Annotated in this window: 23 protein-coding genes and 1 pseudogene; 10 read left to right on the top strand and 14 right to left on the bottom strand. The window is 54.7% G+C overall.

Annotated elements, in window-relative coordinates:
- Positions 1–23 precede the first annotated feature (23 nt).
- The gene (gene pepT / locus ACQG2Q_RS11710; protein ID WP_023306176.1) at positions 24–1,253 is read left to right on the top strand and encodes a peptidase T; all 1,230 of its coding nucleotides are present in this window, start codon (positions 24–26) and stop codon (positions 1,251–1,253) included.
- On the opposite strand, the gene tehB is transcribed toward pepT, so the two are convergent.
- Entirely contained in the window at positions 1,250–1,843 is a 594-nt protein-coding gene (gene tehB, locus ACQG2Q_RS11705) for a tellurite resistance methyltransferase TehB (RefSeq protein ID WP_023300079.1), read from the bottom strand. The genes pepT and tehB overlap by 4 nt on opposite strands.
- Positions 1,843–2,838: a dicarboxylate transporter/tellurite-resistance protein TehA gene (gene tehA, locus ACQG2Q_RS11700; protein ID WP_063849031.1), complete on the bottom strand. Its 996-nt coding sequence runs from the start codon at positions 2,836–2,838 to the stop codon at positions 1,843–1,845. The genes tehB and tehA overlap by 1 nt, the downstream gene beginning before the upstream one ends.
- 121 nt (positions 2,839–2,959) lie before the next feature.
- On the opposite strand from tehA, the gene ydcK reads away from it, so the two are divergent.
- Positions 2,960–3,940, top strand: a complete 981-nt coding sequence (gene ydcK, locus ACQG2Q_RS11695; RefSeq protein WP_426759168.1) for a YdcK family protein — start codon at positions 2,960–2,962, stop codon at positions 3,938–3,940.
- Here the strand turns inward: ydcK and rimL are convergent.
- The 4 genes from rimL to ACQG2Q_RS11675 form a co-directional block, all read right to left on the bottom strand.
- On the bottom strand, positions 3,935–4,474 hold the full coding sequence (gene rimL / locus ACQG2Q_RS11690; protein ID WP_022648080.1) for a 50S ribosomal protein L7/L12-serine acetyltransferase: 540 nt from the start codon (positions 4,472–4,474) through the stop codon (positions 3,935–3,937). The two genes, ydcK and rimL, sit on opposite strands and share 6 nt — an antisense overlap.
- Positions 4,475–4,579: 105 nt before the next feature.
- Positions 4,580–6,235: a glucan biosynthesis protein D gene (locus tag ACQG2Q_RS11685; RefSeq protein WP_063849029.1), complete on the bottom strand. Its 1,656-nt coding sequence runs from the start codon at positions 6,233–6,235 to the stop codon at positions 4,580–4,582.
- Between the two features lie 230 nt (positions 6,236–6,465).
- Complete coding sequence (locus tag ACQG2Q_RS11680) at positions 6,466–7,239, bottom strand: ABC transporter substrate-binding protein (RefSeq protein WP_063849028.1); 774 nt, start codon at positions 7,237–7,239, stop codon at positions 6,466–6,468.
- A gap of 10 nt (positions 7,240–7,249) precedes the next feature.
- Positions 7,250–8,419 carry a pyridoxal phosphate-dependent aminotransferase gene (locus ACQG2Q_RS11675; protein WP_032624285.1) on the bottom strand — a complete coding sequence of 390 codons (1,170 nt, stop codon included), beginning with the start codon at positions 8,417–8,419 and terminating at the stop codon, positions 7,250–7,252.
- 113 nt (positions 8,420–8,532) lie between these two features.
- Between ACQG2Q_RS11675 and ACQG2Q_RS11670 the strand changes: the two genes are divergently transcribed.
- Complete coding sequence (locus tag ACQG2Q_RS11670; RefSeq protein WP_063849027.1) at positions 8,533–9,375, top strand: LysR family transcriptional regulator; 843 nt, start codon at positions 8,533–8,535, stop codon at positions 9,373–9,375.
- Here the strand turns inward: ACQG2Q_RS11670 and ACQG2Q_RS11665 are convergent.
- Positions 9,362–10,867, bottom strand: a complete 1,506-nt coding sequence (locus ACQG2Q_RS11665; protein WP_063849026.1) for a carboxylesterase/lipase family protein — start codon at positions 10,865–10,867, stop codon at positions 9,362–9,364. The two genes, ACQG2Q_RS11670 and ACQG2Q_RS11665, sit on opposite strands and share 14 nt — an antisense overlap.
- Before the next feature lie 42 nt (positions 10,868–10,909).
- Complete coding sequence (gene hglS, locus ACQG2Q_RS11660; protein WP_022648074.1) at positions 10,910–12,253, bottom strand: 2-oxoadipate dioxygenase/decarboxylase HglS; 1,344 nt, start codon at positions 12,251–12,253, stop codon at positions 10,910–10,912.
- A 227-nt stretch (positions 12,254–12,480) separates the two neighbouring features.
- Here hglS and ACQG2Q_RS11655 point away from each other — a divergent pair, with 227 nt between their 5' ends.
- A complete protein-coding gene (locus ACQG2Q_RS11655; RefSeq protein WP_022648073.1) occupies positions 12,481–13,404 on the top strand; it encodes a LysR substrate-binding domain-containing protein in 924 nt (307 codons plus the stop codon).
- Positions 13,405–13,445: 41 nt separating this feature from the next.
- Here the strand turns inward: ACQG2Q_RS11655 and ACQG2Q_RS11650 are convergent, their stop codons facing one another.
- The 3 genes from ACQG2Q_RS11650 to ACQG2Q_RS11640 form a co-directional block, all read right to left on the bottom strand.
- The gene (locus ACQG2Q_RS11650) at positions 13,446–15,134 is read right to left on the bottom strand and encodes a methyl-accepting chemotaxis protein (RefSeq protein WP_063849025.1); all 1,689 of its coding nucleotides are present in this window, start codon (positions 15,132–15,134) and stop codon (positions 13,446–13,448) included.
- A gap of 159 nt (positions 15,135–15,293) precedes the next feature.
- Entirely contained in the window at positions 15,294–16,412 is a 1,119-nt protein-coding gene (locus ACQG2Q_RS11645; RefSeq protein ID WP_017693450.1) for an S-(hydroxymethyl)glutathione dehydrogenase/class III alcohol dehydrogenase, read from the bottom strand.
- Positions 16,413–16,444: 32 nt separating this feature from the next.
- Positions 16,445–16,720 (bottom strand): metal/formaldehyde-sensitive transcriptional repressor, encoded by a 276-nt coding sequence (locus tag ACQG2Q_RS11640; protein ID WP_003857256.1) that lies wholly within the window; start codon positions 16,718–16,720, stop codon positions 16,445–16,447.
- Between the two features lie 243 nt (positions 16,721–16,963).
- On the opposite strand from ACQG2Q_RS11640, the gene ACQG2Q_RS11635 reads away from it, so the two are divergent.
- From ACQG2Q_RS11635 to ACQG2Q_RS11615, 5 genes are all read left to right on the top strand, one after another.
- Positions 16,964–17,569: a hypothetical protein gene (locus ACQG2Q_RS11635; RefSeq protein ID WP_058676668.1), complete on the top strand. Its 606-nt coding sequence runs from the start codon at positions 16,964–16,966 to the stop codon at positions 17,567–17,569.
- Positions 17,570–17,755: 186 nt separating this feature from the next.
- Positions 17,756–18,028 (top strand): DUF883 family protein, encoded by a 273-nt coding sequence (locus tag ACQG2Q_RS11630; protein WP_003857263.1) that lies wholly within the window; start codon positions 17,756–17,758, stop codon positions 18,026–18,028.
- A gap of 192 nt (positions 18,029–18,220) precedes the next feature.
- A complete protein-coding gene (gene ycgZ / locus ACQG2Q_RS11625) occupies positions 18,221–18,460 on the top strand; it encodes a regulatory protein YcgZ (RefSeq protein ID WP_003857265.1) in 240 nt (79 codons plus the stop codon).
- 112 nt (positions 18,461–18,572) lie between these two features.
- Positions 18,573–18,872 (top strand): hypothetical protein, encoded by a 300-nt coding sequence (locus ACQG2Q_RS11620; protein WP_023300066.1) that lies wholly within the window; start codon positions 18,573–18,575, stop codon positions 18,870–18,872.
- A 23-nt stretch (positions 18,873–18,895) separates the two neighbouring features.
- Positions 18,896–19,174, top strand: coding sequence for a biofilm development regulator YmgB/AriR family protein (locus tag ACQG2Q_RS11615; RefSeq protein WP_075208094.1), 279 nt, complete (start codon positions 18,896–18,898; stop codon positions 19,172–19,174).
- Positions 19,175–19,259: 85 nt separating this feature from the next.
- On the opposite strand, the pseudogene ACQG2Q_RS11610 reads toward ACQG2Q_RS11615, so the two are convergent.
- Positions 19,260–20,716 (bottom strand): annotated as a pseudogene (locus ACQG2Q_RS11610) (EAL domain-containing protein).
- A gap of 286 nt (positions 20,717–21,002) precedes the next feature.
- Here ACQG2Q_RS11610 and ACQG2Q_RS11605 point away from each other — a divergent pair.
- Complete coding sequence (locus tag ACQG2Q_RS11605) at positions 21,003–21,887, top strand: MarR family transcriptional regulator (protein WP_096216887.1); 885 nt, start codon at positions 21,003–21,005, stop codon at positions 21,885–21,887.
- Positions 21,888–21,920: 33 nt separating this feature from the next.
- Here ACQG2Q_RS11605 and ACQG2Q_RS11600 read toward each other — a convergent pair whose 3' ends face one another.
- Together ACQG2Q_RS11600 and ACQG2Q_RS11595 are read right to left on the bottom strand one after the other, a co-directional pair.
- Positions 21,921–23,096: an HlyD family type I secretion periplasmic adaptor subunit gene (locus tag ACQG2Q_RS11600; protein ID WP_063849023.1), complete on the bottom strand. Its 1,176-nt coding sequence runs from the start codon at positions 23,094–23,096 to the stop codon at positions 21,921–21,923.
- Positions 23,093–25,258, bottom strand: a complete 2,166-nt coding sequence (locus ACQG2Q_RS11595; protein ID WP_271079891.1) for a type I secretion system permease/ATPase — start codon at positions 25,256–25,258, stop codon at positions 23,093–23,095. Before ACQG2Q_RS11595 ends, ACQG2Q_RS11600 begins: the two co-directional genes overlap by 4 nt.
- Positions 25,259–25,433 lie beyond the last annotated feature (175 nt).

Below are 25,433 nucleotides of genomic sequence, written 5' to 3'. Positions count from 1 at the left end.
AAATAAATACAGAAGGAAACACTATGGGCTCAGAACTCTCCAGACAATTAACCCAACGCTTTTTCCGCTATCTCGCCATCACCAGCCAGAGCGACCCGAAAGTCAAAACCCTGCCCTCCACCCCGGGCCAGCACGACATGGCGCGGGAGCTGGCGAAGGAGCTGGAAACGCTGGGGTTAGACGATATTGTGATTGATGAGTTCGCCACCGTTACCGCCGTAAAAAAAGGCAATATTCCCGGCGCGCCGCGGATTGGTTTTATTACCCATATCGATACCGTTGACGTCGGTTTATCCCCGGATATTCATCCACAAATATTAACCTTTACGGGAGATGATCTCTGCCTGAATAAAGAAAAAGATATTTGGTTGCGCGTAAATGAGCACCCGGAAATTCTGGCTTATCCTGATGAGGAGATTATTTTCAGCGACGGAACCAGCGTATTAGGCGCAGATAATAAAGCGGCCGTCACCGTGGTCATGACGGTGCTGGAAAACCTCACCGCTGAACATAAGCATGGCGATATTGTGGTGGCGTTTGTGCCCGATGAAGAGATTGGTCTCTGTGGCGCGAAAGCGCTGGATTTGAAGCGCTTCGACGTCGATTTTGCCTGGACCATCGACTGCTGCGAGCTGGGGGAAATTGTTTACGAAAACTTTAACGCGGCGGCGGCTGAAATTCGCTTTACCGGCGTCACGGCGCACCCGATGTCCGCCAAAGGGGTGCTGGTCAACCCGCTGCTGATGGCAACGGATTTCATCAGCCATTTCGATCGCCAGCAAACCCCGGAATGCACCGAGGGGCGCGAAGGTTATATCTGGTTTAACGGCATCCAGGCCGGGCAAAACGAAGCGGTGCTGAAAGCCAACATTCGTGATTTTGACAAAGAGGGTTTTGCCGCCCGCAAGCAGCAAATTGCCGATGTGGCAGCGCGGATTGCTGCGCAGCATCCCACGGCAAACGTGGAGTATCGCATTGAAGATACCTACAGCAATATCAGCAATGCGATTGGCGAAGACCGCCGCGCGATCGACCTGATGTTCGAGGCGATGGAATCGCTCGGTATCACCCCAAAACCGATCCCCATGCGCGGTGGCACGGACGGGGCGGCCCTGTCAGCCAAAGGCTTGCTCACCCCGAACTTCTTCACCGGCGCCCATAACTTCCACTCGAAGTTTGAGTTTTTACCGCTGTCGTCGTTCGAGGCCTCCTGTCGCACGGCCCTGCAACTCTGTCTGCTGGCCGCGCGTTAAGCGGGCTTGCGTGCGAGCATGGTGGCGAAGCGCAGCTTGATACGGTTGCCGTTGGCATCGGTACGGTGGAGTTCCCCCACCTCTTCGTTGTACTTGATCAGCTCCCAGCCTTCGTAGTAGTGGCTCAGTTCACCGGTCTTGAAGGCAAACGGGAAACCGACGGTACACGGATAGTCCTCCGTATCCATGGCGGCAACGATCAGGTTATAGCCGCCTGGTTTAGTGCAACGCTGCATATTGGCGATAAGACCAGGGATGGTTTTCGCTTCGAGAAACATCAACACGACGGTGGAAAGAATAAAGTCGTATTCGCCGTCAAAGGTCAGGTTGTTCAGATCCTTTATCGCCGTTTGCAGATTCGCGATCCCTTCCGCCGCCTTAATGCGCTCGATGTTATCGATGCTCATCGGGTTTTTATCCCACGCCGTCACGTCATAGCCGTTGGCAGCGAGGTAGAGGCTGTTACGGCCATTTCCGCAACCGAGATCGAGCGTTTTTCCCGGCTTAACAATGTCCGCGCTGAGCAGGACCTCTGAGTGCGTGCGGGTCAGCCCATATTTCTCAGTAAAGTAGTTTTCATCGACAGTCATTATTTTTCCTCAGATTGCATTAGCAGTGCCTTATCAGCGCGCACCAGAAGTTTGCCCTGCATCAGCAAGATAAAAGTACGGACCAGCAGCATCGCGATGATGATGTTGGTGAAAATAAACAGGGGAACCGCGAGGGCATGAAAGAACCCTGACGGACTGCTCTGCCCCAGATGTAAACCGGTGGTCGCCAGCGCCGACACCCCGAACGAGAAGCTCCAGAACGACACGTTGAACGGCTGCGACAGATACCACGGCATCAGACGCAGCATAAACAGGAGTTGCAACAGACCATAGCCGAAAAGCATTTTGGCGAAGGTGTCCGCTTCGCCGCCGTTGACGCTAAACCAGGCGCTACAGGCCACCAGGGCAGGCGCAAGCTGGATCCCGAGCGAAGTACGAAGCGCCGCGGGCAGTTCGCCCGCGCTGCGCAGGCGTTGCAGAATGACCGGCTCGAGGCTCAGCCAGGAAAAGACCCCGGCACCAAGGAACACCAGCCCCGCATCGTGGAAACCCAGCGCACCGCAGGCCATGGCGCTGATAAAATTGTTCGCTACCGTCGGCAGATACAGTCCCGGCGTCGTGGCCTCTTCCGGATGCTTACCGCGCCACAGCCCGGCGCTTTGCCAGGCGGCATACGCAAGCTGGATCACCACGCCTACGCTAAACAGCACCAGCGACACTGGTCGGCACCACGGCACAAAGCCAATGGCCACCAGTAGCGTTGTGGCTGGAAACAGGCTGACAAAACTGCTCATTACCGGATGCAGCATCTCGGCCAGCACGCTATGTGGAAACCGTACCGCACGGGTAAGAAACGCCACGCTCAGCAGGAACCAGATCGCCACCGCCAGCGCCACCAGGATGTCGCCCGGCCAGCGCGTCACCGGCCAGATAGTACCGGCATAACGCCAGGCGAACCCCATACCTATGGTACCCAGAACCATACCGAAATAACCGGCGGGCAAGTTAAGAACGCGTTGGTCTTGGTTATGCATTTTTTTTAAACTTTAAAATGTATTTTAAATGCCATTTTAAGGGGTTTACCGTGCAGACGCCAGCACTTCGAAACGCCAAAAGTTTGCTACGTTTAGTGAATGGCTTTTCAGGGAAAACACGATGACAAAATACAGGCTTAGCAATGAAACGCGTCTCTGGCGCTGGCAGGACGGATCAACGCCGTGCACAACCCTACTCAGACAGATTATTGCCGCAAAGGATTTTAACGATGTGACCAGCGGGACAAAAGGTGGTTGGGTTGAGGATGAACACGCGCTCGCCCAGGACGGGGATTGCTGGGTTTATGATGAAAACAGCGTGGTGTTTGCCGGGGCCAGGATATCCGGCAACGCCCGCCTCACCCAACCCTGCATCGTAAGCCACCGCGCACTCGTAGGCGGCAACAGCTGGCTTGACGCGGCAGAGGTGAGTCATGGCGCGGCAATAAGTGACAACGTCACTATCCAGCACTCCACCGTACGCGGGGAATGCCGTATCGCGGGTGACGCGCGGGTGCTGCATAACAGCATGGTGATTGCAGCCAAAGGGCTGACACCCGACCGTGAGCAGATCCTGCAGATTTACGACAGAGCCACGGTCAGCCAGTCGCGTATTGTGCATCAGGCGCAAATCTACGGCGATGCCATGGTGACCTGGGCCTTTGTTGAGCACCGCGCGGAGGTGTTCGACCGCGCCATTCTTGAGGGCAACGCGCTTAATAACGTCTGGGTGTGCGACTGCGCCAAAGTGTACGGCAACGCCCGCCTGCTGGCCGGTTTAGAGGATGATGCGATCCCGACCGTGCGGTACAGTTCACAGGTCGCGGAAAACGCCCTCGTCGAAGGTAACTGCGTGATTAAACACCACGTATTGATTGGTAGCGAGGCGTGGTTACGCGGCGGGCCGATCCTGATTGATGACAAGGTCGTTATTCAGGGGCGCGCGCGTATCAGCGGTGATGTCCTGATTGAGCATCAGGTGGAGATGACAGACGATGCGGCGATCGAGGCGCTGGAGGGTGAAAGCATTCACGTCCGGGGAGCCAAAGTGATCAACGGTGACACGCGGATCACCCGGACGCCGCTGCTGGGGGCGCTATAGCGGGAATAACCTGGCGTACAGGTTTACGTCATCGAAGCGGCCGTTGAGCATTTCCGCTTCCCGCAAACAACCTTCCAGCGCAAAACCGTTGCGCTGCGCCACGCGGTTACTGTTATGGTTAGCCACGCGACATTTGATCACAAAGCGGCGGATCTCGCCGCGCTCAACGTAATAGCGCATAAACGCCTGTAGCGCCTGAGAGAGAATGCCCTGTCCCTGATGCGCTTTGTCAAGCCAGTAGCCGATGTACCCGGCCTTATTCGCAGGCTCTATCGCGTTAAAAGAAAGCACGCCCACCAGCTCGTCCTTCATGAAAATCAGGAACATTTTGGCGTAGCCGCGCTGGTGCAGCATCTGGTTGCTCTGCACGTTACGGCGCGTGTCCTCTTCAGTGCCGACATGCTGCGCCCAGTCGAAGGCGGTTTGCAGCCAGGTTTTGTTTTTAATAACGAGGTTATGCAGATCGGTGGTATAGCGCTCTTCGACGGCGCGAAGCTCGATTTCCTGGGTTACGGGGATAATTTCTGAAGACATAGTGCCTCTTAATTGCCGGGTGGCGCTAACGCTTACCCGGCCTACAAATGCGTCCGGATCAGGCCGGGTAAGGCGAAGCCGCCACCCGGCACAAACCCATAAGGACTAACGCATGATCCGATCGTCAACGTAGTTACGTTTGTCCGGCGCGGGCGGGAAATACTGGTACAGCCAGGTCTCGCTGATGGCGTCGCCCTGACAGCGCAGGAACAGACGCATATCGACCGGCTCGGTGGAGTCAGAGGTTGGGTACCAGTCAAACAGAATGCGATACCCGTCGAACGGCTCGACGTAGAGGATCTCCACCTGCTTCGCTTCACCGCTGGACAGGGTGATCACCGGCTCAATGCCCTTCGGTGCGGCGGCCTTCAAATCGCCCCCGACGAAGTCGATGGCAAAGCGACGGGCCCACACTTTCGGGTAATTTTCACCCGGCGCCCAGCCCTCCGGGAAGCCGCCCATACCGGTACGGGTAGCGTAGACGTTTGCCAGCGGTGAACGCACCGGTGGCTGCGCGCTCCAGTAGAGACGGTATTTGAAGTCCAGCTCATCACCCGCCTGCACCGGTTTTTCCGGCTGCCAGAAGCAGACCACGTTATCGAGCGTCTCGCCGGTTGTCGGGATCTCCATCAGGGCGATGGATCCTTTACCCCAGTTGTTGCGCGGCTCGACCCACAGGCTTGGTCGCTTGTTATACCAGCCCATGACGTCCTGGTAATGGGAGAAGTCCCGATCAAGCTGCAACAAACCAAAGCCTTTCGGGTTTTTATCCAGATAAGCGTTAAATTGCAGCTTTTGCGGGTTGTTCAGCGGTCGGCAGATCCACTCTCCGTTACCGCGCCACATTGCCAGGCGGTCTGAATCGTGGATCTGCGGATGAATGGTGTCGCACATGCGGCGTTCGTTGTTGCCGCAGCTGAACATGCTGGTCATCGGCGCGATGCCGAGCTGCTTGATGTCTTTGCGCGCATAGAGATGGTTTTCGACGTCCATGATCACCTGGCTCTTCTCACAGTGGATCACAAACTTATAGGCACCGGTAATGCTCGGGCTGTCCAGCAGCGCATAGACGGTAAAGGTGGTATCGCCCGGCTTAACGGTTTCAAACCAGAAGGAGGTGAAATCCGGGAACTCTTCCGGGGTGTCAGTAAAGGTATCCACCGCCAGCCCGCGTGCGGAAAGGCCGTACTGGTAGGTATCATCCACTGCGCGGAAGTAACTCGCGCCCAGGAACGAAACGATATCGCGTCGCGCCAGCTCCGGCGCTTTAAAGACGCGGAATCCGGCGAAGCCGAGGTCGCTCTGCCCTTCAAGCTGGCGGGTATCCACGCCCGTATCGCCGTAGCTGAACAGCTCAGGCCGGAAGTGGATCTCACGCGCCTGAGAGGTGGTTTGATCCAGCGAAAACATGCGCACGCGGCGGCGGAATCCCATCCCCATATGGAAGAACTGGGCGTCCAGCTGGCGACCTTCAATGTTATTCCACAGCGACTGTTTCTCATCGTAACGGATGGCGTTGTACGCCTGCGGCGTCATGGTGGCCAGCGTTTCCGGCAGCGGACGCGGCGCACCACCCCACGGGGTTTTCGCCAGATCGTGCGCCATGGATTGCAGAACAGAGAAGTCAAAGCGACGGCTCTGACCGTCGGCAATGTCGGAGTCAGCAGCATACGCCGCCTGGGAAAACAGAGAAACAAGGCCAGAAGTGCCGCTCAGGGCAGCCATTGCCAGGGAACCTTTGAGAAAACGTCTGCGATTCATGCCTGAGAAAACGTCCTTATGGTCGTGTGAATGAGTTTCGCGCGCAGCGAAATGACGGCAAGAAAGAACGCACAGCCTAAACAAAAACGGTTAAGAATCCAATTGTTGGCGGGTGATTATCTGAACAAACCGAGAAATATTTTCTGTCGACCAGAACGGCCTGAAAAAGGGGTAAAGTTATGTATAAAAGAGTCCCGGCTGGACATCAACAGCCGGGACCAACGAGGCGGTTATTTTACGCTGACATCGATACCCGGGAAGTACTTATCAGCCAGTTTAGCGATCGTGCCGTCGGCACGTACTTTATCAATTGCGGCATCAAGCTGCTTTTTGGTGGCCTCATCCCCCTTACGCAGCCCAAAGCCGATCCCACTGCCGAGGATGGTGTCGTCCGACACCGGTTTGCCGATAAAGCCAAACCCTTTACCCTGCGGCTTGCTGAGGAAACCTGCCTGCCCGGCCGCTGACATGACCAGCGAGGCATCGATGCGGCCATTCAGCAGATCTCCCCAGGCCATATTCTGATCTTTATAAGACACCACGGTGACACCGTGCTTTTCCCAGTGCTCTTTGGCGTAGGTTTCCTGAATTGAACCCTGGAGAACGCCGATGGTTTTGCCCTTCAGCCCTTCCGGCGTGGCCTCTACCGCAGAACCGGCTTTGCCCACCAGCTGGGAGGGAATACGGTAGATGGGCTGGGTAAAATCAATGCTCTTACGACGCTGTTCGGTGATGTTCATCGCCGAGTTTATGGCGTCGAACTTTTTCGCCAGCAGACCGGGAATCAACGCATCAAACGAGGTTTCTACCCAGTTGCACTTCAGCGCGGCGGCTTTACAGATGGCATTTCCCAGTTCTAAGTCAAATCCTTCCAGCTCCCCTGAGGCATTGCGGCTTTCAAACGGCGGATATTCCGCTTCCAGCCCGTATCGCAACTCGGTAGCAGCAAACGACGAGAATGAACACAGCAGTCCTATGCCGACAACTAACGCGCGTAATTTCATCTCAAATTCCTTAACGTGGTGTAACCCGACAAAGGGCCTGGGCACCTGCCCGTAACGTCGCCTCATCTTTCGCAAAAGAGAGACGGATCAGTTTATTGTCCGTGCCATCGGCATAAAACGCTGACAGCGGAATGGTGGCAACCCCGTACTCAACAATCAACCTTTTCACCATCTCGCTGTCGCGCTCGTCGCTAAAGCCGCTGTAATCCGCCAGCAGGAAGAACGAACCGGCACTCGGAAGCAGCCTGAACGGTGAGTCGGCGAGCAAACTTTGCAGCAGATCGCGCTTGCGCTGATAAAACGCCGCCAGCGACAGCCAGGTTTGCGGATCGGTCATGTGTTCGGCAAACGCGTACTGCATCGGCGTATCGGCCGAGAACATTAAAAATTGATGGACCTTACATATTTCATCCATCAGCTCCGCGGGCGCCACACAATAACCCACGCGCCAGCCGGTGACGTGATAGGTTTTTCCGAAAGAAGAAATAATCACGCTGCGCTCCGCCAGTTGCGGGTGCGTCGCCATCCCGTGATGCGGTTCGCCATCAAAAACGACGTGCTCGTACACTTCGTCAGACAAAATGATGATGTCGGTGTGGCGCGTCAGCACTGCCAGCTGGTGCAGATCGGCGGCTGAAAATACCTGTCCGCTCGGGTTGTGCGGCGTATTGACGATGATCATCCGCGTGCGCGGGGTAATAGCCGCGCGTACTTCATCCCAGTTCACGGCAAAATCCGGTACCGTCAGCTTAATAGCGATCGGCGTCGCCCCCTGCAGACGGACAATCGGCGCATAGCTGTCAAAGGAGGGCTCGAAATAGATCACCTCATCGCCAGGATGAACCAGCCCGCTGATGGCTGAGTAAAGCCCTTCGCTGGCGCTGGCGGTCACCAGTACCTCACTCGCCGGGTCATAGCGGGTGCCATAGAGCGTGGCAATTTTGTCCGCGATGCGCTCTCTGAGCGGTTGCAGCCCGGTCATGGAGGCATACTGGTTATGCCCTGACTCCATGGCGCGAGTGACGCCGGAGATAAGTTTTGGGTCGCAGGAAAAATTCGGCGCACCCTGAGAAAGGTTGATGGCGTTATGCCGGGCTGAAAGCTGGCCGATAACGGTAAAAATGGTGGTTCCTACATCGGGCAATTTAGAGCGGGTCTGCACCGGCGTTTTCAAAGTCATCCTCTGTCCCTTCTCGTGGTGAATGCATAACTATTCAAACAATAACTTGATTGCCGGGACAATCGAATTGTTGTCATAATAGCCATGACAAAAACGCATAGCTAAGGTGAGATATGTCGCGTCGTTCATTTCCGCTTAATGCCGTAGAGACGTTTATCGTGACCGCGCGTCACCTGAATCTTACCCATGCCGCGAAGGAGCTTTGTCTGACGCAGGGGGCGGTAAGCCGCAAAATTGCCTCGCTGGAAAGCTGGTTCGGCTTCCCGCTGTTCGAACGCCATGCTCGCGGCCTGCGTCTTTCTTCACAGGGAAGCGCCCTGCTGCCGGAACTGCAATCTGCGTTTGAGCACCTGCTTAACGTTGCTGAACAGGCGCGGACGCACCAGACCGTAATTCGTCTGAAAGCGCCTACCTGCGCGATGCGCTGGCTGGTACCGCGTCTGTTACAGGTCGAGCGCGAACAGCCGGAACTCCAGATTGCGCTGACCACTACCACCGATCATAACGTCAATTTCAAAACCGAATCCTATGACGCGGCGATTGTGTTTGGAACGCACATGAGCGCCGGCGATCTGCTGTTCGAAGAGGCCTTAACCCCGGTGATGAGCCCGCTGCGGGCCGGTTCTGCGCTGGAAACACTCACCTTCCTTCACCCCACGCGGGACAAAACGGACTGGACGCTGTGGCTGGCGAAACAGCCGCGTCCGGCGCCAGCTATGCTCAAAAATCAACACTTTGAAACCATGGATCTGGCCATTACCGCCGCCATTCAGGGGCTGGGCATCGCCATTGCGGATGAAACGCTGGTGGAGGAGGACGTGCGCGCCGGACGGCTGATGCGGCCTTATGATACGAGCATAAAGACGGGGGCGACCTACCGGCTGGTGTTACGCGACGCACCCGACCCGGAGAACGGGCTGGATGCGTTTCGTGCCTGTCTGCTCAGTCGAGGCTGACGTGGTGTTTCATTACCCGTTTGAAGAGGCTCATACGGGCACGCATAAAACGGTTTTCAAGCCGAAAACCTGCATGTTTATTCACACCGATGCGCAACAACACGTCCCGCCCTTTCCGGCAGGCGGGCCAGCGCGTTGGCCCCACCAGGCTATCGCGTGCTCCCGCATCCCGAGCGAAGCTCACCCAGTAGTCCGCCACCTGAGCGGCGAAGGCCAGATCGCGTTCATTTACATACTGCCGCGAGGGTTCCACCTGCCCAAGGGTATCGAACACGTAGGGCACTTCGTTACCGTGCCAGGCGCCGTTGGTATACGTCGCGTGCTCCGCTTCGGCCACATAATCAAACCAGTATCGCCAGCACAGGCCGCCTGCCCGCTGCTGCGCCTGCATCACCACGTATCCCATGGTGGTAAAGGCCATGTCGCGGCAAACCTGCCTGCCGAGTTCCTCATCGCCCTTCACGCCCGGATAAAGCAGCTTGATCAGCCCCAGGCCAAAGCGCCGCTCGCGACGGAGCTTCTGGATCTGCCCGGCAAGATCGACCCCGAACACCGACATCACGCTGGCTTCGTCGCTGTTTGACCCAATCATCACCGGTACTGAATGCTGACGGGCAGCGAAAAAGACATCGAGCATGGCCTCAGGCAAAACGCAGTCACCCACGATGGGCGCAGGGGCGATATTCAGTGGCGAGGTCAGCGGCCAGAACGCCTCAGGCGGGATCGCGCGAAGCTGTTCCGCGGTGGCATTTTGCAGGCCAAAATGGGCAGCAATCGCTTCGCCTTTATGCATGGCCTGCTCGCGCGGGGTGTCGGGCAGCGTGTACCCGCTTTGCACAATGGCTTTATGGAACAGTCCTCCCGCAAGCGGAGAAGCCATCAGCGACAGCACGCTGCGCGCACCGGCCGACTCGCCAAATACGGTGATGTTCTCAGGATCGCCGCCGAACGCGGCAATGTTATCGCGCACCCATTCCAGGGCCTGGATCTGATCGAGCAGCGCAAAGTTATGCACCACGCGTTCTTCTTCCCCCTCAAGCGCCGGATGGGCAAAAAAGCCGAGGTGGCCGAGACGGTAATTAATTGTCACCACCACCGTACCGCGCTTCGCCAGCGCCCTGCCGTTATACGGAGGCAGACCGCCAGCGCCGAGGGTAAATCCTCCGCCGTGCAGCCAGACCATCACCGGAAGCGGATCGGCGCGTACGACTGGCGACCAGATGTTAAGGTACAGGCAGTCTTCAGAGAACTGGCCAGGATCGCCGCCGCCCAGCTCTTGACAGCTTTCGCTGCTCTGCCAACTGGAGGCGGAGAACGCCGTCGCCGGACGCACGCCATCCCAGCGTGCAGGGGGGCGTGGGGAGCGCCAGCGCCACGGGCCAACCGGCGGTGCCGCATAAGGAATGCCACACCACACATGGGTATCGCCTTCAGTAGAACCAATTAGTGCGCCCTGGCGCGTTTCAACTACAGGGGCGGAGGGATTTTCCATACCAACCTTCTTTTTCCATCACACCCCTGCAGAGTAACGGTTTCAGAGCAAACCGCAACGCTGTTTGCTGCGCGCTTCCGCCTCCTCGTAAAGCGTAAACTCGTCGTACACCGCACAGCCGAGCGCGGCTTCGAAGGCATTGCGGCTGGCATTGCCGTGGCTGCGCGCCTGCGTTTCATTGCCAAGATTCGACTGGAAAATCCCCGCCGCGCTGACGGGCAGAAAATCCTCATAGGTGATCGGCTGCGCCACAACCCAGCCGCGTTCGATCAGCGGCTGCGGATCGTCGCCGGGACGAAACGCGTGGCGATGCGCCTCACCTGTCGGAGTCAGACGGTAGCGGAAATAAGCCAGCCCCTGACGGCGCAGGAACATTTCGCTGTCCGGGAAGGTGCTGAAGATCTCGCGCAGGTGAAGCTGATGGGTCAGGTTGTCTTTGCCGGTCCCGGCCTGATTTAACAGACGGTCGTACAGCTCGCGTCCTTTCGGCGTAAGGGCCACGCCCCGCTGCTCAATCTCACCGAAACGCGCGGTATGCGTACCCTTGTGTTCTCCCGCGAAAAGCACCGGCTCTTCCAGCGCCTTAAAGCTGGTCTGGCGCAGGAGGATCGGCACCTCGCGGCGCGGCGGGCCTTCAATCAGGATTTTCGGCTCAATGCCGTACTTCGGCATCAGCTCCTGTACCCGGTCGATATCCAGCGTGCGCGGCGTGAGATGGTTGATATGGCACCCCGGGAAACAGACCACGTCGGCTATCAGGCGATGTTCGTTACTAAGCGCCAGATAGGTTTCCTGATCGACCGTCGCATGGCGATGCCAGCGGAAGGTTTCTAAGGCTTCCTGCACAAATTCGCGCGCCTGTGCCTCGGTAAAGTGTCCCTGTACATCATGCAGGTCGATCAGGTCCAGGCAGCGCGGCGTAAAGATGTTGCGCCGGGAGAGGATCTCTGCCGCCCTTTCGCGCAGCGCAACGTTTTCAATCAGCTCCAGGCGTAGCAGCGAGGTAAAAATGCGAAACGGATTACGGCAAAGCGCCGCATCGTCAGTCGGACGAAACGCCGTCGAGTGGACGGGCACGCCCGCCTGGGAGAGATCGTAGTAGCTGACCGGGTACATGCCCATAATGGCGAAGATCCGGCGCAGGGTGGAAAGCTCCTGCGCGGTGCCAACGCGGATCGCACCGTGACGTTCAACATTCAGGCGCGCCAGTTCGTCTGCATTTGCCAGTTGTTCATGTAAAAGTGGGTTATTTTCCAGAACCGCCAGGTTAACGTCCGCCACCAGTTCCAGCAAGGTGCCGTACTGCGGAACTTCCTGCTGGTACATCGCCGACATAGCCTGCGAAAAGTGTTCCCGAATATCATCAGCCGTGATGGTGTTCGCCATGATGTCATGCCTCCAGTGAATACTACCTGGAGTGTAGAGAAGCCCGTTCTTTTCGTTGGGAAGAATTTACAAATTGTGATCCAGGCAGACGAGTGGTCAAAGCATGGGCGTTTTCGAAAAACAGTTGTAACTCAAACAGATCAAATGTTAAAAATATTTTGCTATCAGGTTATCAAATTCAAACAACTTAACTTGTCACCCGCGTCGCTCTGTTTTTAAGATCGCCTATGGAAAAAAATGGTCTGTTCAGTCAGCGCATACGCTTGCGCCATTTGCATACATTTGTGGCCGTCGCTCAACAGGGAACGCTGGGGCGAGCGGCTGAAACCCTTAACCTTAGTCAGCCTGCACTATCCAAAACGCTCAACGAACTGGAACAGCTTACCGGAACCCGTCTGTTCGACCGCGGCCGTCTGGGCGCTCAGCTTACGCTCGTAGGCGAACAGTTCCTGACGCATGCCGTTAAAGTTCTTGATGCCCTCAATACCGCCGGTCAGGCCTTAAACCGTAAAGAAGAGCAGGCCAGCGACATCGTGCGCGTGGGGGCACTGCCAACGGCGGCGCTGGGCATATTGCCTGCGGCGATCGGCCAGTTCCACCGCCAGCAAAAGCACGCCACGCTTCAGGTCGCGACCATGAATAACACCATGCTGCTGGCGGGCCTGAAGTCAGGAGAGCTGGATCTGGGCATTGGCCGGATGTCCGATCCGGAACTGATGAGCGGCCTGAATTACGAGCTGCTGTTCCTGGAATCACTGAAGCTGGTCGTGCGTCCGAATCATCCCCTGCTGCAGGATACCGTCACCTTAAGCCGCGTAATGGAGTGGCCGGTGGTAGTTTCCCCGAAAGGAACGGTTCCGCGTCAGAATGCGGAAGCGTTGCTGCAAATGCAGGGCTGCACGCTGCCTTCAGGGTGTATTGAAACGCTCTCGGCGTCTCTTTCGCGCCAGCTGACGGTGGATTATGACTACGTGTGGTTTGTGCCGTCCGGCGCGGTGAAGGACGATCTGCGACGCGGCGTGCTCACCGCGCTGCCGGTAACATCGCCCGGCGCGGGAGAACCGATTGGGATCCTGACGCGGGTAGATGCCCCGCTCTCTGAAGGCGCCCAAACGCTGTTAAGCGCCATTCGTAAGTCAATGCCTCTCTGACCCTAAACGCAGAACCCGCCGCGAGGGCGGGTCTGTCTTTCTCAGAACGTTTCCCAGTTATCACCTGAGACAGCCGCCGCCGGGGTTAAAGGCGCGGGTTTTGCTGCGGTTGCGGCAGCAGTCCTTCCTGCTCGTGCCCCGTTGAGACGAAACGCGCCAACGGCTTCCGTCAGACGCGCGCCCTGCTCTTCCAGCGAGGCCGCCGCCGCAGAGGCTTCTTCCACCAGCGAGGCATTCTGCTGCGTCACCTTATCCATCTCGGAAATCGCCTGGCTCACCTGAACAATGCCGCGGCTCTGCTCATCAGACGCGGCCGCAATCTCCAGCATAATATCGGTGACGCGTTTAACCGCCTCGACGATCTCATTCATGGTATTGCCCGCCGCAACCACCTCCCCGGAACCCTGATCGATAAGCGACACCGATTCATTAATCAGGCTTTCAATCTCTTTCGCCGCGTTCGCGCTGCGGCTTGCCAGGGTGCGGACTTCACTCGCCACGACCGCAAAGCCGCGTCCTTGTTCACCCGCACGCGCCGCCTCGACCGCCGCATTGAGCGCGAGAATATTGGTCTGGAACGCGATGCTGTTAATCACGGCGGTAATTTCAGAGATCTTCTTCGAGCTGGTGGAAATATTACCCATGGTTTTCACCACGCCGGAGACCATCTGCCCCCCGCGGCTGGCCTTACCGGAGGCATCTTCTGCAAGTTTACTCGCATGATGCGCGTTATCGGCGTTTTGCTTCACCGTCGCGGTGAGCTGCTCCATGCTGGCCGCCGTCTGTTCGATGGCCGCCGCCTGCTGTTCGGTTCGGGATGAGAGATCGGTATTACCCGCGGAGATCTCGCTGGTTCCACGGTAGATCTCCTCCGCCCCCTGCCGCACTGTGCCCACGGTTGTCACCAGCGCGTGCTGCATTGTTTGCAGATCGCGCGTCAGGCGGCCAATTTCGCTGCGCCCGGTCGGTTCGTCCGGCATGGTTAAATCGCCTTTCGCGATATTTTCGATACGCGTAGCGGCTCGCTGAAGCGGGTTTATCACCGTACGGCGCAGCACCACAAAGGTGATCACCGCCAGCGCCAGCGCCAGGCCAAACGCGCCGAACATAAACATCAGCCCCAGCCGGGTGCGGGTGTGAGCCTGCGCCGTCAGTGCGTTGGCGCGTTCGGTGCGGATTTTTATCGCCTTCAGCAGCACCGCGTTATAGGCATCGTCCAGCGGACGCGCGGTCTCATTTTCATGTTTGATAATGGCTTCAAACATGCCGTTTTTGGCATATTTCAGCATCGGCTGCATACCGGCGATGTAGGCGTCATAGCGGGCTTTCAGATCGCCATCCAGCGCTTCATCAGCCTGAGTGCGAACGGTGCGCTTCATATAGGCGGCAAATCCATCCTGCGACTGCCTGATGCGGGTCTCAGCCTCAGCGATGTTTTGCTTCATCGCCTCCATCTCCGCGATGCGGCTCGCCGCCCCCGCGTGGATCATGTTGATACGGGCGGTGCGTAAATGGTTGGAACTGTTTGACAGACCGGTGCGCACCTGGATTTCTGCTGTGACATCCTGCTGATCGTTATCGGCCTGGAGCAGGAAATAGCCTGCCAGACCCGAGCTCAAGGCAAACAAAAGAATAATGCCACCGAGAATGGAGGAAAACAGCGGAACCAGCCGGATGTGATGCAAGTAACTCAGCTTGTGCTGCGCCTGCATCGATGTTGTGTTGTCCATGACCGTCGACTCTCTTATAGGTAAGATGCGTAAAAACACGCCTGTAAAAGAGTCATCGGCACAGCGGGGAATTAGATTACGCCTAAAAGCGCCAGACAGGTCACACTTTAGAGAAGATCAGGGAAGAAATGCCAGCGGGAAAAACCGCTGGCAGAATAATCAGTTGTCGCCGAAATGGATGACGGTACGAATGGATTTTCCTTCGTGCATCAGATCGAAAGCTTCGTTGATCTGCTCCAGCGGCAGGCGGTGCGTAATGAACGGGTCGAGCTGAATTTTGCCGACCATCGCATCTTCAACCATGCCCGGCAGCTGTGTACGGCCTTTCACGCCGCCAAATGCCGACCCGCGCCATACGCGCCCTGTCACCAGCTGGAAGGGACGGGTTTTAATCTCCTGACCCGCGCCGGCCACACCGATAATGATGCTCTCACCCCAGCCTTTGTGGCAGCACTCCAGCGCTGAGCGCATCACGTTGACGTTGCCGATACATTCGAAGCTGAAATCCACGCCGCCGTCGGTCAGCTCAACGATCACGTCCTGAACCGGTTTGTCGTAGTCTTTCGGGTTGATGAAGTCGGTCGCACCCATCTCACCTGCGAGCTTAAATTTCTCCGGGTTGGTATCCACAGCAATGATACGCCCAGCTTTCGCCTGTACCGCGCCCTGGATGACCGCCAGACCGATCCCGCCCAGGCCGAACACCGCCACGGTATCACCCTCTTTCACTTTCGCCGTGTTATGCACCGCGCCGATACCGGTGGTGACACCGCAGCCGAGCAGACAGACTTTATCCAGCGGGGCCTGCGGATTCACTTTCGCCAGTGAGATCTCGGCGCACACCGTGTATTCGCTGAAGGTGCTGGTCCCCATGTAGTGATAGATTGGCTCGCCGTTATAGGAGAAACGGGTGGTACCGTCCGGCATAAGACCTTTGCCCTGCGTGGCGCGCACGGCCTGACAGAGATTAGTTTTGCCGGATTTGCAGAACTTACACTCGCCGCACTCTGCGGTGTAGAGCGGGATCACATGGTCGCCGGGCTTCAGGCTGGTAACGCCTTCACCCACTTCCACCACCACACCGCCCCCTTCGTGGCCGAGCACCGCCGGGAATACGCCTTCCGGATCGTCACCGGACAGGGTAAACGCATCGGTATGGCAGACGCCGGTGTGAGTAATTTTGATCAGCACTTCGCCTTTCTTCGGCGGAGCAACATCAATTTCAACGATTTTCAGCGGCTGGCCTGGGCCGAACGCGACAGCTGCGCGAGATTTCATGATGTCTTTCCCTTGTTGTGAGGTGTGTGGGTTTATTTTAGATAAGAGCGCAGCAAATGGCCGACTTCCGCCATCCGCACTGCCCGCTGATCCGGGGTGGTCTCCCCCGTCACCAGCTCATCTTTGAGGTGAATTTCAACCATTTCACCCATCAGGCCATTGGCAGCACCGCGCACGGCGGCTATTTGCTGCAGAATGGCGAGACAGGGATCGCCCGACTCCAGGGCGCGTTCAAGGGCATCAACCTGGCCTCGAATGCGGCGGACGCGGGTCAGAATACGTTTTTTATCTTCGGGTGAATGCGGCATACGCCCTCCTGATACTATAGGGGGGTATGGTACCTCGTATGTTATTGCTCTGTAAACCACAAGATAGAGACGCTGCAATGAGCACATCGCCGGCAAGGAACAAAAGATATTTAGGGTTTATTCTGGCCGCTACGAATCCTATTTAGCTCGTAATGTTAAAATTCAGCACTTATATGGCACGATGTGAACAGAAATAACATTCTCGTCACCTAACATACTGCTACAAACAAAATGGTGGTGTTAATGATTGTACTAAAGAGCTTTTTATTCTTTGTTGGCGCGGCGGTCGCATGCGCGCTTATTATTCTTTGTCTTTGGGTTGATATGCGGTTTGTCGGCCATGATATTCCGGAATTATCACTGACCGAAATCATGCAGGAAACGGTATTAGCGACTATCGTGTTTCTCCATTTTCGTCTGGCGAAAATGGAAGAATCCATGCGTTACTGTAATATACTGGTTGGCGGTTTTTTCCTGACGATGTTAATTCGTGAACTGGACGCGCTTTTTGACCTCATTTCTCATGGGAGTTGGGTGTGGTTCGCGCTGATTACCGCTCTGCTGGCTATAATTCGCCCCGTTATGCATTTTCGCACTACCCTGGAACAGCTGGCAAAATACACGCAATCCCCCTGGTACGGTATTCTGTTGAGCGGCCTGCTGGCTGTACTGGTCTTCTCCCGTCTCTTTGGGATGCAGGTGCTGTGGCACGCCATTCTGGAACATGGCTATATGCGTGTCGTGAAAAACGCCGTGGAGGAAGGTTCGGAATCGTTCGGCTATATGCTGTGCCTGGCCGCATCCCTTGGCTATTACATTACCTTTCGCGCTAACGCACGAGAGAAATAGTCTCTTCCCGCTACGTAGACAGAGACGGCGAGGGAAATATTTATCCACTCCATCCTTAGGGCGTTATGGTGGACATGTAAGAAAGACATATCCTAAAAAGAGGTACTCAGGCGTCGATTTCAGCGAATTCTCTCTCACTCTTGCCATCAGCGTCTATCCTTAGACTATCAACAAAAGGAGGCTGGAATGTCTGATTTCGACACTGATAAAAATGCACAATACGCTGGCGATAAAGCCAAAAACAAACTTGATGAATTATCCGGCTCTGCGCAGCAGCAGTTTGGTGAATTCGTTGATTCCCCTAAACATCAGGTGAAAGGTGCAGCGAAAAAATATGCTGCCCAGGCCAGTGATGCCGTCTCGGATGTTACTGAAGCCGTCAGAAATAACCCGTTAACGGGCTTAATCGCTGCGGGTGCGGTAGGCATCGTTCTGGGACTTCTGCTGGGACGGAAATAATTTCAGGCCCTCCGGGGCCTTTTCTTTTCCCCACGTTTTTCTCCCTCTCTTCCCCCCTAATTTTGATAGTTCTTCTGACAAATCCCCGAACTGCACGAAAAAACTTGTACAATTTAGATGTACAGATTTGATCGGATAGTATAAATTCGATGCCAGTGATGTTACAAAATTGTTTGTCAACGGTGGAAAATTATGCGTCGCAACCATGCTCCCTCTACAGCAGAAAGCGCTATAACCTTGTATTTTAACAAGGATAATGTCCCAACACAGCAGGAAACCCTTGGTGCCATCGTCAGTGAGATCATCAAAGAAAATGTACAACTGAGCAGAATGACAATTTGTACAAAGCTGTTGCGCAGAATTGAAGAATCAACGTCTGACGTTGAGAAAGCGCACTATAACGGTTTGATAGCCCTCTTCTTCGAGCGTTAACCTGAACACTGTTTTTAACTTACTAAGTTAGTCATGCTGAGTGAGAATAGAGCATCTGGATGCGATGACTAACCCCATGCTACAGCCGCGTGTAGCAGAGTGAGATTAAGCTATGCATAGAACTAAATTTGAACGACTTAAGGATGACCTTATCGGTGAGGCCGTATTATCCATACTGAAAGAGAACGGACCTATTACCTTTGCGTCTCTTGCTAATCGCCTGCTGGCGATGGCTAACGTTGAATCAAATGATGAGCGTAAAAATGCATTGATTGCCGCTGAAGATGAAGTGCGCCAGCGTGTAACCGGCGTATCGCACGACCGGGGAAGAGTGATGGGCGATTATGATATTGGCCGCATGCGCTCTCTCTTTACTCACAACACGCTTCTGAGCCCAAATAAGAAACACTAATTTTAACCGAGACGGTGACCACCATGAGTAAAGCGACTATGCACCAGACGTATAATTTTGAAGCCCTGCACGATAAAGGACTGGCGGAACACTTTCTTAATGCTGGAAAGCATCTCAGTGGTGAAGTTGAAGTGTTAGGCTCGGCAATACGCTGTATTATGCTGACCGGTGACAACCTTTCGAATAAAGAGATCATCCTGCAACTGATTCACGCCCTTGAAATTACCGAGGAGCCTGAAGCCTGCGATGTCATTCGCAACACACTTGAAATTGTTGTCGGCTTTACGCGTGATGATATCTGAGAATACACTATTGCGACGGTGAGTGGGTGTTTTTTACTGGTGGTCGAATACTGTAGTCTGTCGTACCACCAGCATAGTGAAGCCGTTAACTAAATAGCCGTACCATTCGATCCAACTCTTCTTCTTTAACCGCGCGGGAAAGATAATAACCCTGGAATCGCTTAACCCCTAACGCGACAAGTTTTTCAAATTTTTCTTCGCTATCGACGCCTTCCGCAACGCATTCGGTCCCCGTCATGTCGCTGTAAACCTGTATCGCTTTAATAATGCTATAGTCTTTGTCGTTAGCCACAAAGTGCTCAACAATATCGCGATCAAGCTTTAGTCCATCAACATTAATCAGTCTGATGGGCAGCATAGCATGATATTTTGAAAAACAGTCATCCAGAAAAAGCCGACATCCCTCGGCGCGTAAACGCTGGAGTGTTTCGGGAATATTTTTATCCTTTGTTACGTCAATCGTTTCAGCTAGTTCAAAGACCAGTTTCCCGGCCCACTGCGGTTTGAGTAACATTTCGATGGCCTTTTTGGCCATCCCCGGCAGCGCTTTTCCCGAAGCAAGTTGAGGAGGAATGTTAACTGAAAAATAATATTTTCCATTGTATTTATTGATACCTGATACGGCCGCATGGATGACTAACGCCGTTAGCTTGAGCCATATTTCACTATTTTTACCCCTCCCAGAAAATAGGCTGGCTTCAGGATCTCACCTTTTTTATGCCAGCGCAGCAGGATTTCAAATCCAACTCCTTTTTTATCACTATCAGTGATAATTTGATAAGCCGCAAAGATTTCCCGTTTATGTAACGCTTGTAATATATCTATTTCCGTTTCCGAAAACACTTTTGTTTTATTTTTTCCTGCACAAACCTCATCTCTGAAAACGCGAGAGTCGCTAAACCATACGCTGATAATATATAATTTACCCAAACCCACCTTACGATGGGTATAAATAGTTTTATCTGACAGCCCTAACCTCTTACTCTGCTCTTTTATGGAAATACCCCGATAGAAATTCAGTAGCACGGTTAACTCGCGATGTGTTAACCCATGCAAATTTTCTTTACCCTCCTTGTCCGGTACGTTACGCAACAAGCGTGAAGGGCCAGCACGCTCATCTGTCTCATTTTTTACAAAGCCAATTATTTCTGTAATATTCTCTACCCTGATCGTGGAAAGCTTTTTTGTATTATTAACGAGACTTCTCAACGTTGCATTAAGCCATCGCTCAGGTAGTGCACCATACAGGGTGACCCTGCAAATCACTGGCAGTGCATTCAGAACGGATACCAAGCGCTTCAGGCTTTCAAGAAAAGTAGCAACGTCACGACCAAGGAAAACCGAAACCTCGGGCGATTGATTTTCCATCATTTTTTCAACGTCAACGGAACATATTTCATCCTCTTCAAAATGGAGTCGCGTGGCGTGTACGCCTCGAGATTTCAGAAGCAGGCTATACCCTTCAAAGGTGAAACCGCAGGCTGAAATAACAAACCGTTGCTTGTAGCAAGTATCTTGCACAGAAGGTGAATTTTGAGACATAACCTGCTCCTGAGAATACAAACATCATTCCCATATGTAATTAAAGCCAATACTCCTTGTCGCGTTGAATAATTTTACCGCACCCCATTTGGTTAATAAACCGTTATCAATGTTATGCACATGAACATCTTTGCGTTAATCAACCGACTCATCCATATGCAGCATAAATATCATTTTCTTTTCATATAACAACAGTAACCAGGACTTTCTCAAGGTATAATGAAAATTCCGAAAAAGAAGTCCGGACACTTCTTCTCATCGGCTCAGACAAAAAAGAGAAAATGCTATGGATAATCACATCTCATCCAGAGCTTTGCTACATCGACGGGATGTCATTAAAAACAACCCGCGATTTAGTGAAGCTATAATAGAACACTACAGAATCAATGACGCCATTTATAAAAAACAACCCCTGTTCTACAAAACGATGCTTCAGGAATCACGGTTCAATATAATCCTCTCAATATGTTGTTTTGTTTTTGGCAATCAGGCTGAGTCGGTCTCGGAGATTAAGGCACTGTGCTCACGCTATAATATCGCCAGCCCTAACAGCGTTATTGCGATCATCACCATACTTAAAACCACCGGGCGAATTAAGACCTGGCGCTGTACCGAAGATCGGCGAAAAACAAAAATTGCGCCTACGGAAAAAGGACTGGATGAGCTTAAACGCTATATGTCCGGGGCGTTCACGCCTGTTAGCATTCTTTATCCGATATTCAACATTAATGTTAATCTTCTGGACAATGACACTCTCAGGCACAACTTTTTCCGGCGCGCCGCAGAATACCTTTTCCGCGGATTAACATTCAGTAAAGTACTTCCGGAGGTGGGTTTATTTATTGATAAGGATGGTGGCCGAATGATTATGCTCTATCTCTATTTGCAGGCCATTAAAAACAAAACAGCATACGGTGCCATAATAGCGTATTCAGCCAGCACACTTGCAAAAGAATTTTTCGTCTCGCGTATTCACGTCAACCGCATTATCAAATCGGCACAGGAGGCAGGTTATCTTAAAGATCGCGGCGATGGCCGGATGTCCATTTATCCGGCATTTATCGAACTTGTCGAAAATTATGCCGGTTTATATTTTGCTTATGTCACACATTACATCAATGTGGTACCAAAAGAACGACGCCATGCTGTCAACATGACGTCTACACTCTGATCTGACGGGCGTTCGGCTTGCTGAGCGCCTTTTTTATCGCTCGCGCAGCGCCTCTTTTGCCTTATTTAACGGTTTCAGCAGATAATCAATGACGGATTTACTGCCGGTTTTGATATCAACCGTAGCTATCATGCCCGGAAACACCGGGAATTCCTTGCCCTGCCGGTTAGTCAGATGGTTACTGTCTGTACGGATATAAACGCGATAATAATAAACATCCCGTTTCACCTCGTCCTGAAGGGTATCCGGTGAAATCATCGTCACCTCCCCCTCCAGCCCGCCGTAAATGGAGTAGTCATAAGCGGTGATTTTCACCAGCGCTTTTTGCCCGGGATGGATAAACGCGACATCGCGCGGCGAGATTTTCGCTTCTATCACCATCTGGTCATCAAGCGGTACCAGGCTCATCAGTTTGCCGTTCGGCGGGATCACCCCGCCAACCGTCGTCACGTCAATGTCTTTCACGATGCCACGCACCGGCGCATTAAACGTTAAGCGGGTGAGTGAGTCTTCACGCCCTTTCATCACCGAACGCTGCGCTTCGATTTCCGCGTTCGCTTTCGCCAGTTCTTCGCGGGCGCGAACGTAGTACTGGTTTTTCATCTCGGTGATTTTGCTCTCTAGCTCATTTTTTTGGCGTTCAAGGCGTAAGACTTCGACCTTACTGGCTGCCCCCTGCGTCACCAGCGGGCGCGTTAATGCCAGTTCACGCTGCACGAGATCCGCTCCCTGGCGTAAACCCGCCAGCCCTTTTTCAAGGCTTTCGCGACGAGACTGGTAAAGCGCCGTTTCCTGTTTAACCAGCTCAACGTCGTCATCCAGCTCTGCCGGGAATGTCAGCCCGGTGTCGTTCACTTCAGCATTCAGACGCGCGGCTGTCGCCATCGCAGCATTTAATCGAGACTCGCTCTCAAGCACGCTGGACTCGGTTTTCGTCCGGTCCAGTTGGGCAAGCTGTTGACCACGCTCGACGATATCGCCTTCGCGCACCATCAGACTGTGGATAATCCCCCCTTCCAGGGACTGGATCACCTGCTCGTGGGAGGACGGGATCACCTTGCCACTGCCCGTAGTGACCTCATCCAGCTGGAACAGGCTGGCCCAGTTAATAAACACCACCAGCAGGGCAAACAGCGACCATGCCACCAGCGACGATCGCGGCAGGCGGGGCTCCTTCAGTCGGCTATTAAAGCGGGAGAAATCATTCATGCCACGCCCTCCGTTTTCAGTTTAACCGTGCGCTGCGGCGCCTGCTGCGGGGCCATTCCGTGCTGGCGTAAAATGGCATCACGAGGGCCATCCATCACCACTTTGCCGTTTTCCAGCACGATAATGCGGTCAACCAGGTCCAGAATCGGCAGACGATGCGTCGCCACCACCAGCGTCCGGCGCTTACCGAGCCACTGGTGCAGATGCTGGATAAACTGCTTCTCGCTGACCTCATCCAGCCAGGCGGTGGGTTCATCCAGCAGCAGAATATTCGGCGAGGTGATCAGCGCGCGGGCCAGCAGCAGCGCCTGACGTTGCCCGCCGGAAGGCCCCATTCCGCCCTCGTTGATGATGGTGTTCAGCCCCATTTTCTGCTTGCGCACAAACTCCAGCGCACCGCTGTTGACCAGCGCCTGATGAATTTCCTCGTCTGTCGCCAGCGGATTACCCATCAGGATGTTGTCGCGTACGGAGCCGAAGAACAGCCTCGCCTGCTGACTGAGCAGCTGCATATCGCGGCGTACGTCAGCCGGGTCAAGATGATTGAGAGCAATATCGTCCAGCAAAATGCTGCCCTGCTGTGGCTCCTGCATTCCCGCCAGCAGGTGCAGCAAAGTGCTTTTCCCCGAACCATTCCGCCCGAGCACCGCCACGCGCTCCCCGGCGCGAATGCGCAGTTTGCTGACGTTCAGCACGGTGAGCTTCTCTTCTTCGTCGTAATAAAACCCGACGTCGTCCAGCTGATAATCACCGCGCAGGTGGGCTTTATGCACTTTTTTGCCGTGCTGGGGATCGTCAATCGGACGCTGCATCAGGTCATCCAGTCCCTTGCGGGCCACCTTTGCTGACTGCCAGCGGGAGAGCACGCCGGAAATCTGCGACAGCGGCGCAATGGTGCGGGACGCCAGAATCGAGGTGCCCACCAGCGCACCGGTGGTCATGTCGCCACTGATGACCAGGTAACAGCCCACCAGCAGCACCACGGCGTAGACGATAGATTGCACCTCCTGGGTCCAGGTCAGCAGCAGCCCCGTCAGCCAGCGCTGTTTCATGCCGACGCTGGCGGCAACGTCATTGGTGTTATTCCACTGGTTCTGGAACCGCTGCTCGGCGCGCATCAGCTTGATGTCCTCAAGCCCCTGCACCGCTTCCACCAGCGTGGCGTTACGAATCGCCGATTCACGCATCCCTTCGCTGGAGAGTTTTCCCAGCGGGCGCTGCACCAGCAGGCCGGGAATGAGCAGCAGCGGCACGGCCAGCAGCACCACCAGCACCAGCGGGCCGCCAATCATCCACAGAATGAAGACGAACAGCAGGAAGAACGGCAGATCGGAGATGGCTGCAATGGTGGTGGAGGTGATCAGCTCCCGCACCGACTCCAGCTCGCGGATCTGGGCGATAAACGACCCGGTCGATTTCGACCGTGCGCCGTTTTTAATCCGCAGGGCGTGGGCAAACACGCGCTCGGAAATACGCAGGTCGGCGCGTTTCCCTACCACATCCGAAATATGCACCCGCAGCATGCGCATGATGAATTCAAACACGATAGCGATCATCACGCCGCCAAACAGCACCCACAGCGTGGCTTCCGACTGGGACGGCACCACCCTGTCATACACCTGCATGGAAAAGACCATGCCGGAGAGCGCCAGCACGTTGGCGACCAGCGCCACCAGCATAATATCGCTGTAACGACGCCAGTCTTTCAGCGCCAGCTGCCAGAACCAGTTTTTCTCATAGGGTTTGATGTAATCATCCACGCGCGCATCCGGCGTGGACTCCAGGGGACGCAGCACCATCAGCCCTTTTAACCGCGAACCGAGTTCGTCACGCGTCAGCGTCGTCTCCAGGCCGCCGTCGCCGCTGAACTGCACGCTGATGTTCCCTTCGTTGTCCATACGGTTGATGACCGCGATTTGCCCGCCGGTGAACTCCGCCAGCAGCGGTAAGCGCCACGGGTCGAGCGATACGGCTTCCGCCGCTACCCAACGCATCCCCAGCCCAAGCTGGCGCGCCATCTCCTCCAGCACCAGCTGGCGCGAAGACTGGCTTTCATGGTTAATCGTGACCCGAACATGCTCCGCCGAAAAATCCAGCCGATAGTGCTTAGCGATGATGAGCATGCCCTGCAACCAGGGTTCGTACTGTGGATGTGTCTTCATAATGCTACGTCCTGTTCAGGGCGATGATTTCGCACTGAAATGATACCTTTGCGAGATGATTAGAAATCGAACGTTACCTAAACAAGCCCGCAAAATAATCTTGTGAAATAGAGGGTTATGGCTATTAATGTAAAGAAACGCAAAAAGCCGCGAGGATCGCTCCCCGCGGCGTTGT

This window comes from Enterobacter cloacae complex sp. 370H10 (assembly GCF_050031535.1).
GTDB classification, from domain to species: Bacteria; Pseudomonadota; Gammaproteobacteria; order Enterobacterales; family Enterobacteriaceae; genus Enterobacter; species Enterobacter intestinihominis.
This window is presented reverse-complemented; position numbering and strand designations above follow the sequence as displayed.

Excerpts from the sequence above, each read along its gene's own strand:
- ACQG2Q_RS11600 (WP_063849023.1), bottom strand. The coding sequence starts at position 23,096 with ATGAATGATTTCTCCCGCTTTAATAGCCGACTGAAGGAGCCCCGCCTG.
- hglS (WP_022648074.1), bottom strand. The coding sequence starts at position 12,253 with ATGGCGAACACCATCACGGCTGATGATATTCGGGAACACTTTTCGCAG.
- tehB (WP_023300079.1), bottom strand. The coding sequence starts at position 1,843 with ATGACTGTCGATGAAAACTACTTTACTGAGAAATATGGGCTGACCCGC.
- ACQG2Q_RS11640 (WP_003857256.1), bottom strand. The coding sequence starts at position 16,720 with ATGCCGCATTCACCCGAAGATAAAAAACGTATTCTGACCCGCGTCCGC.
- ACQG2Q_RS11620 (WP_023300066.1), top strand. The coding sequence starts at position 18,573 with ATGCATAGAACTAAATTTGAACGACTTAAGGATGACCTTATCGGTGAG.
- ACQG2Q_RS11650 (WP_063849025.1), bottom strand. The coding sequence starts at position 15,134 with ATGGACAACACAACATCGATGCAGGCGCAGCACAAGCTGAGTTACTTG.
- tehA (WP_063849031.1), bottom strand. The coding sequence starts at position 2,838 with ATGCATAACCAAGACCAACGCGTTCTTAACTTGCCCGCCGGTTATTTC.
- ACQG2Q_RS11645 (WP_017693450.1), bottom strand. The coding sequence starts at position 16,412 with ATGAAATCTCGCGCAGCTGTCGCGTTCGGCCCAGGCCAGCCGCTGAAA.
- ACQG2Q_RS11670 (WP_063849027.1), top strand. The coding sequence starts at position 8,533 with ATGTCGCGTCGTTCATTTCCGCTTAATGCCGTAGAGACGTTTATCGTG.
- ACQG2Q_RS11680 (WP_063849028.1), bottom strand. The coding sequence starts at position 7,239 with ATGAAATTACGCGCGTTAGTTGTCGGCATAGGACTGCTGTGTTCATTC.
- ACQG2Q_RS11605 (WP_096216887.1), top strand. The coding sequence starts at position 21,003 with ATGGATAATCACATCTCATCCAGAGCTTTGCTACATCGACGGGATGTC.
- ycgZ (WP_003857265.1), top strand. The coding sequence starts at position 18,221 with ATGCGTCGCAACCATGCTCCCTCTACAGCAGAAAGCGCTATAACCTTG.
- ydcK (WP_426759168.1), top strand. The coding sequence starts at position 2,960 with ATGACAAAATACAGGCTTAGCAATGAAACGCGTCTCTGGCGCTGGCAG.
- ACQG2Q_RS11595 (WP_271079891.1), bottom strand. The coding sequence starts at position 25,258 with ATGAAGACACATCCACAGTACGAACCCTGGTTGCAGGGCATGCTCATC.
- ACQG2Q_RS11655 (WP_022648073.1), top strand. The coding sequence starts at position 12,481 with ATGGAAAAAAATGGTCTGTTCAGTCAGCGCATACGCTTGCGCCATTTG.
- pepT (WP_023306176.1), top strand. The coding sequence starts at position 24 with ATGGGCTCAGAACTCTCCAGACAATTAACCCAACGCTTTTTCCGCTAT.
- rimL (WP_022648080.1), bottom strand. The coding sequence starts at position 4,474 with ATGTCTTCAGAAATTATCCCCGTAACCCAGGAAATCGAGCTTCGCGCC.
- ACQG2Q_RS11685 (WP_063849029.1), bottom strand. The coding sequence starts at position 6,235 with ATGAATCGCAGACGTTTTCTCAAAGGTTCCCTGGCAATGGCTGCCCTG.
- ACQG2Q_RS11635 (WP_058676668.1), top strand. The coding sequence starts at position 16,964 with ATGATTGTACTAAAGAGCTTTTTATTCTTTGTTGGCGCGGCGGTCGCA.
- ACQG2Q_RS11665 (WP_063849026.1), bottom strand. The coding sequence starts at position 10,867 with ATGGAAAATCCCTCCGCCCCTGTAGTTGAAACGCGCCAGGGCGCACTA.
- ACQG2Q_RS11675 (WP_032624285.1), bottom strand. The coding sequence starts at position 8,419 with ATGACTTTGAAAACGCCGGTGCAGACCCGCTCTAAATTGCCCGATGTA.
- ACQG2Q_RS11630 (WP_003857263.1), top strand. The coding sequence starts at position 17,756 with ATGTCTGATTTCGACACTGATAAAAATGCACAATACGCTGGCGATAAA.
- ACQG2Q_RS11615 (WP_075208094.1), top strand. The coding sequence starts at position 18,896 with ATGAGTAAAGCGACTATGCACCAGACGTATAATTTTGAAGCCCTGCAC.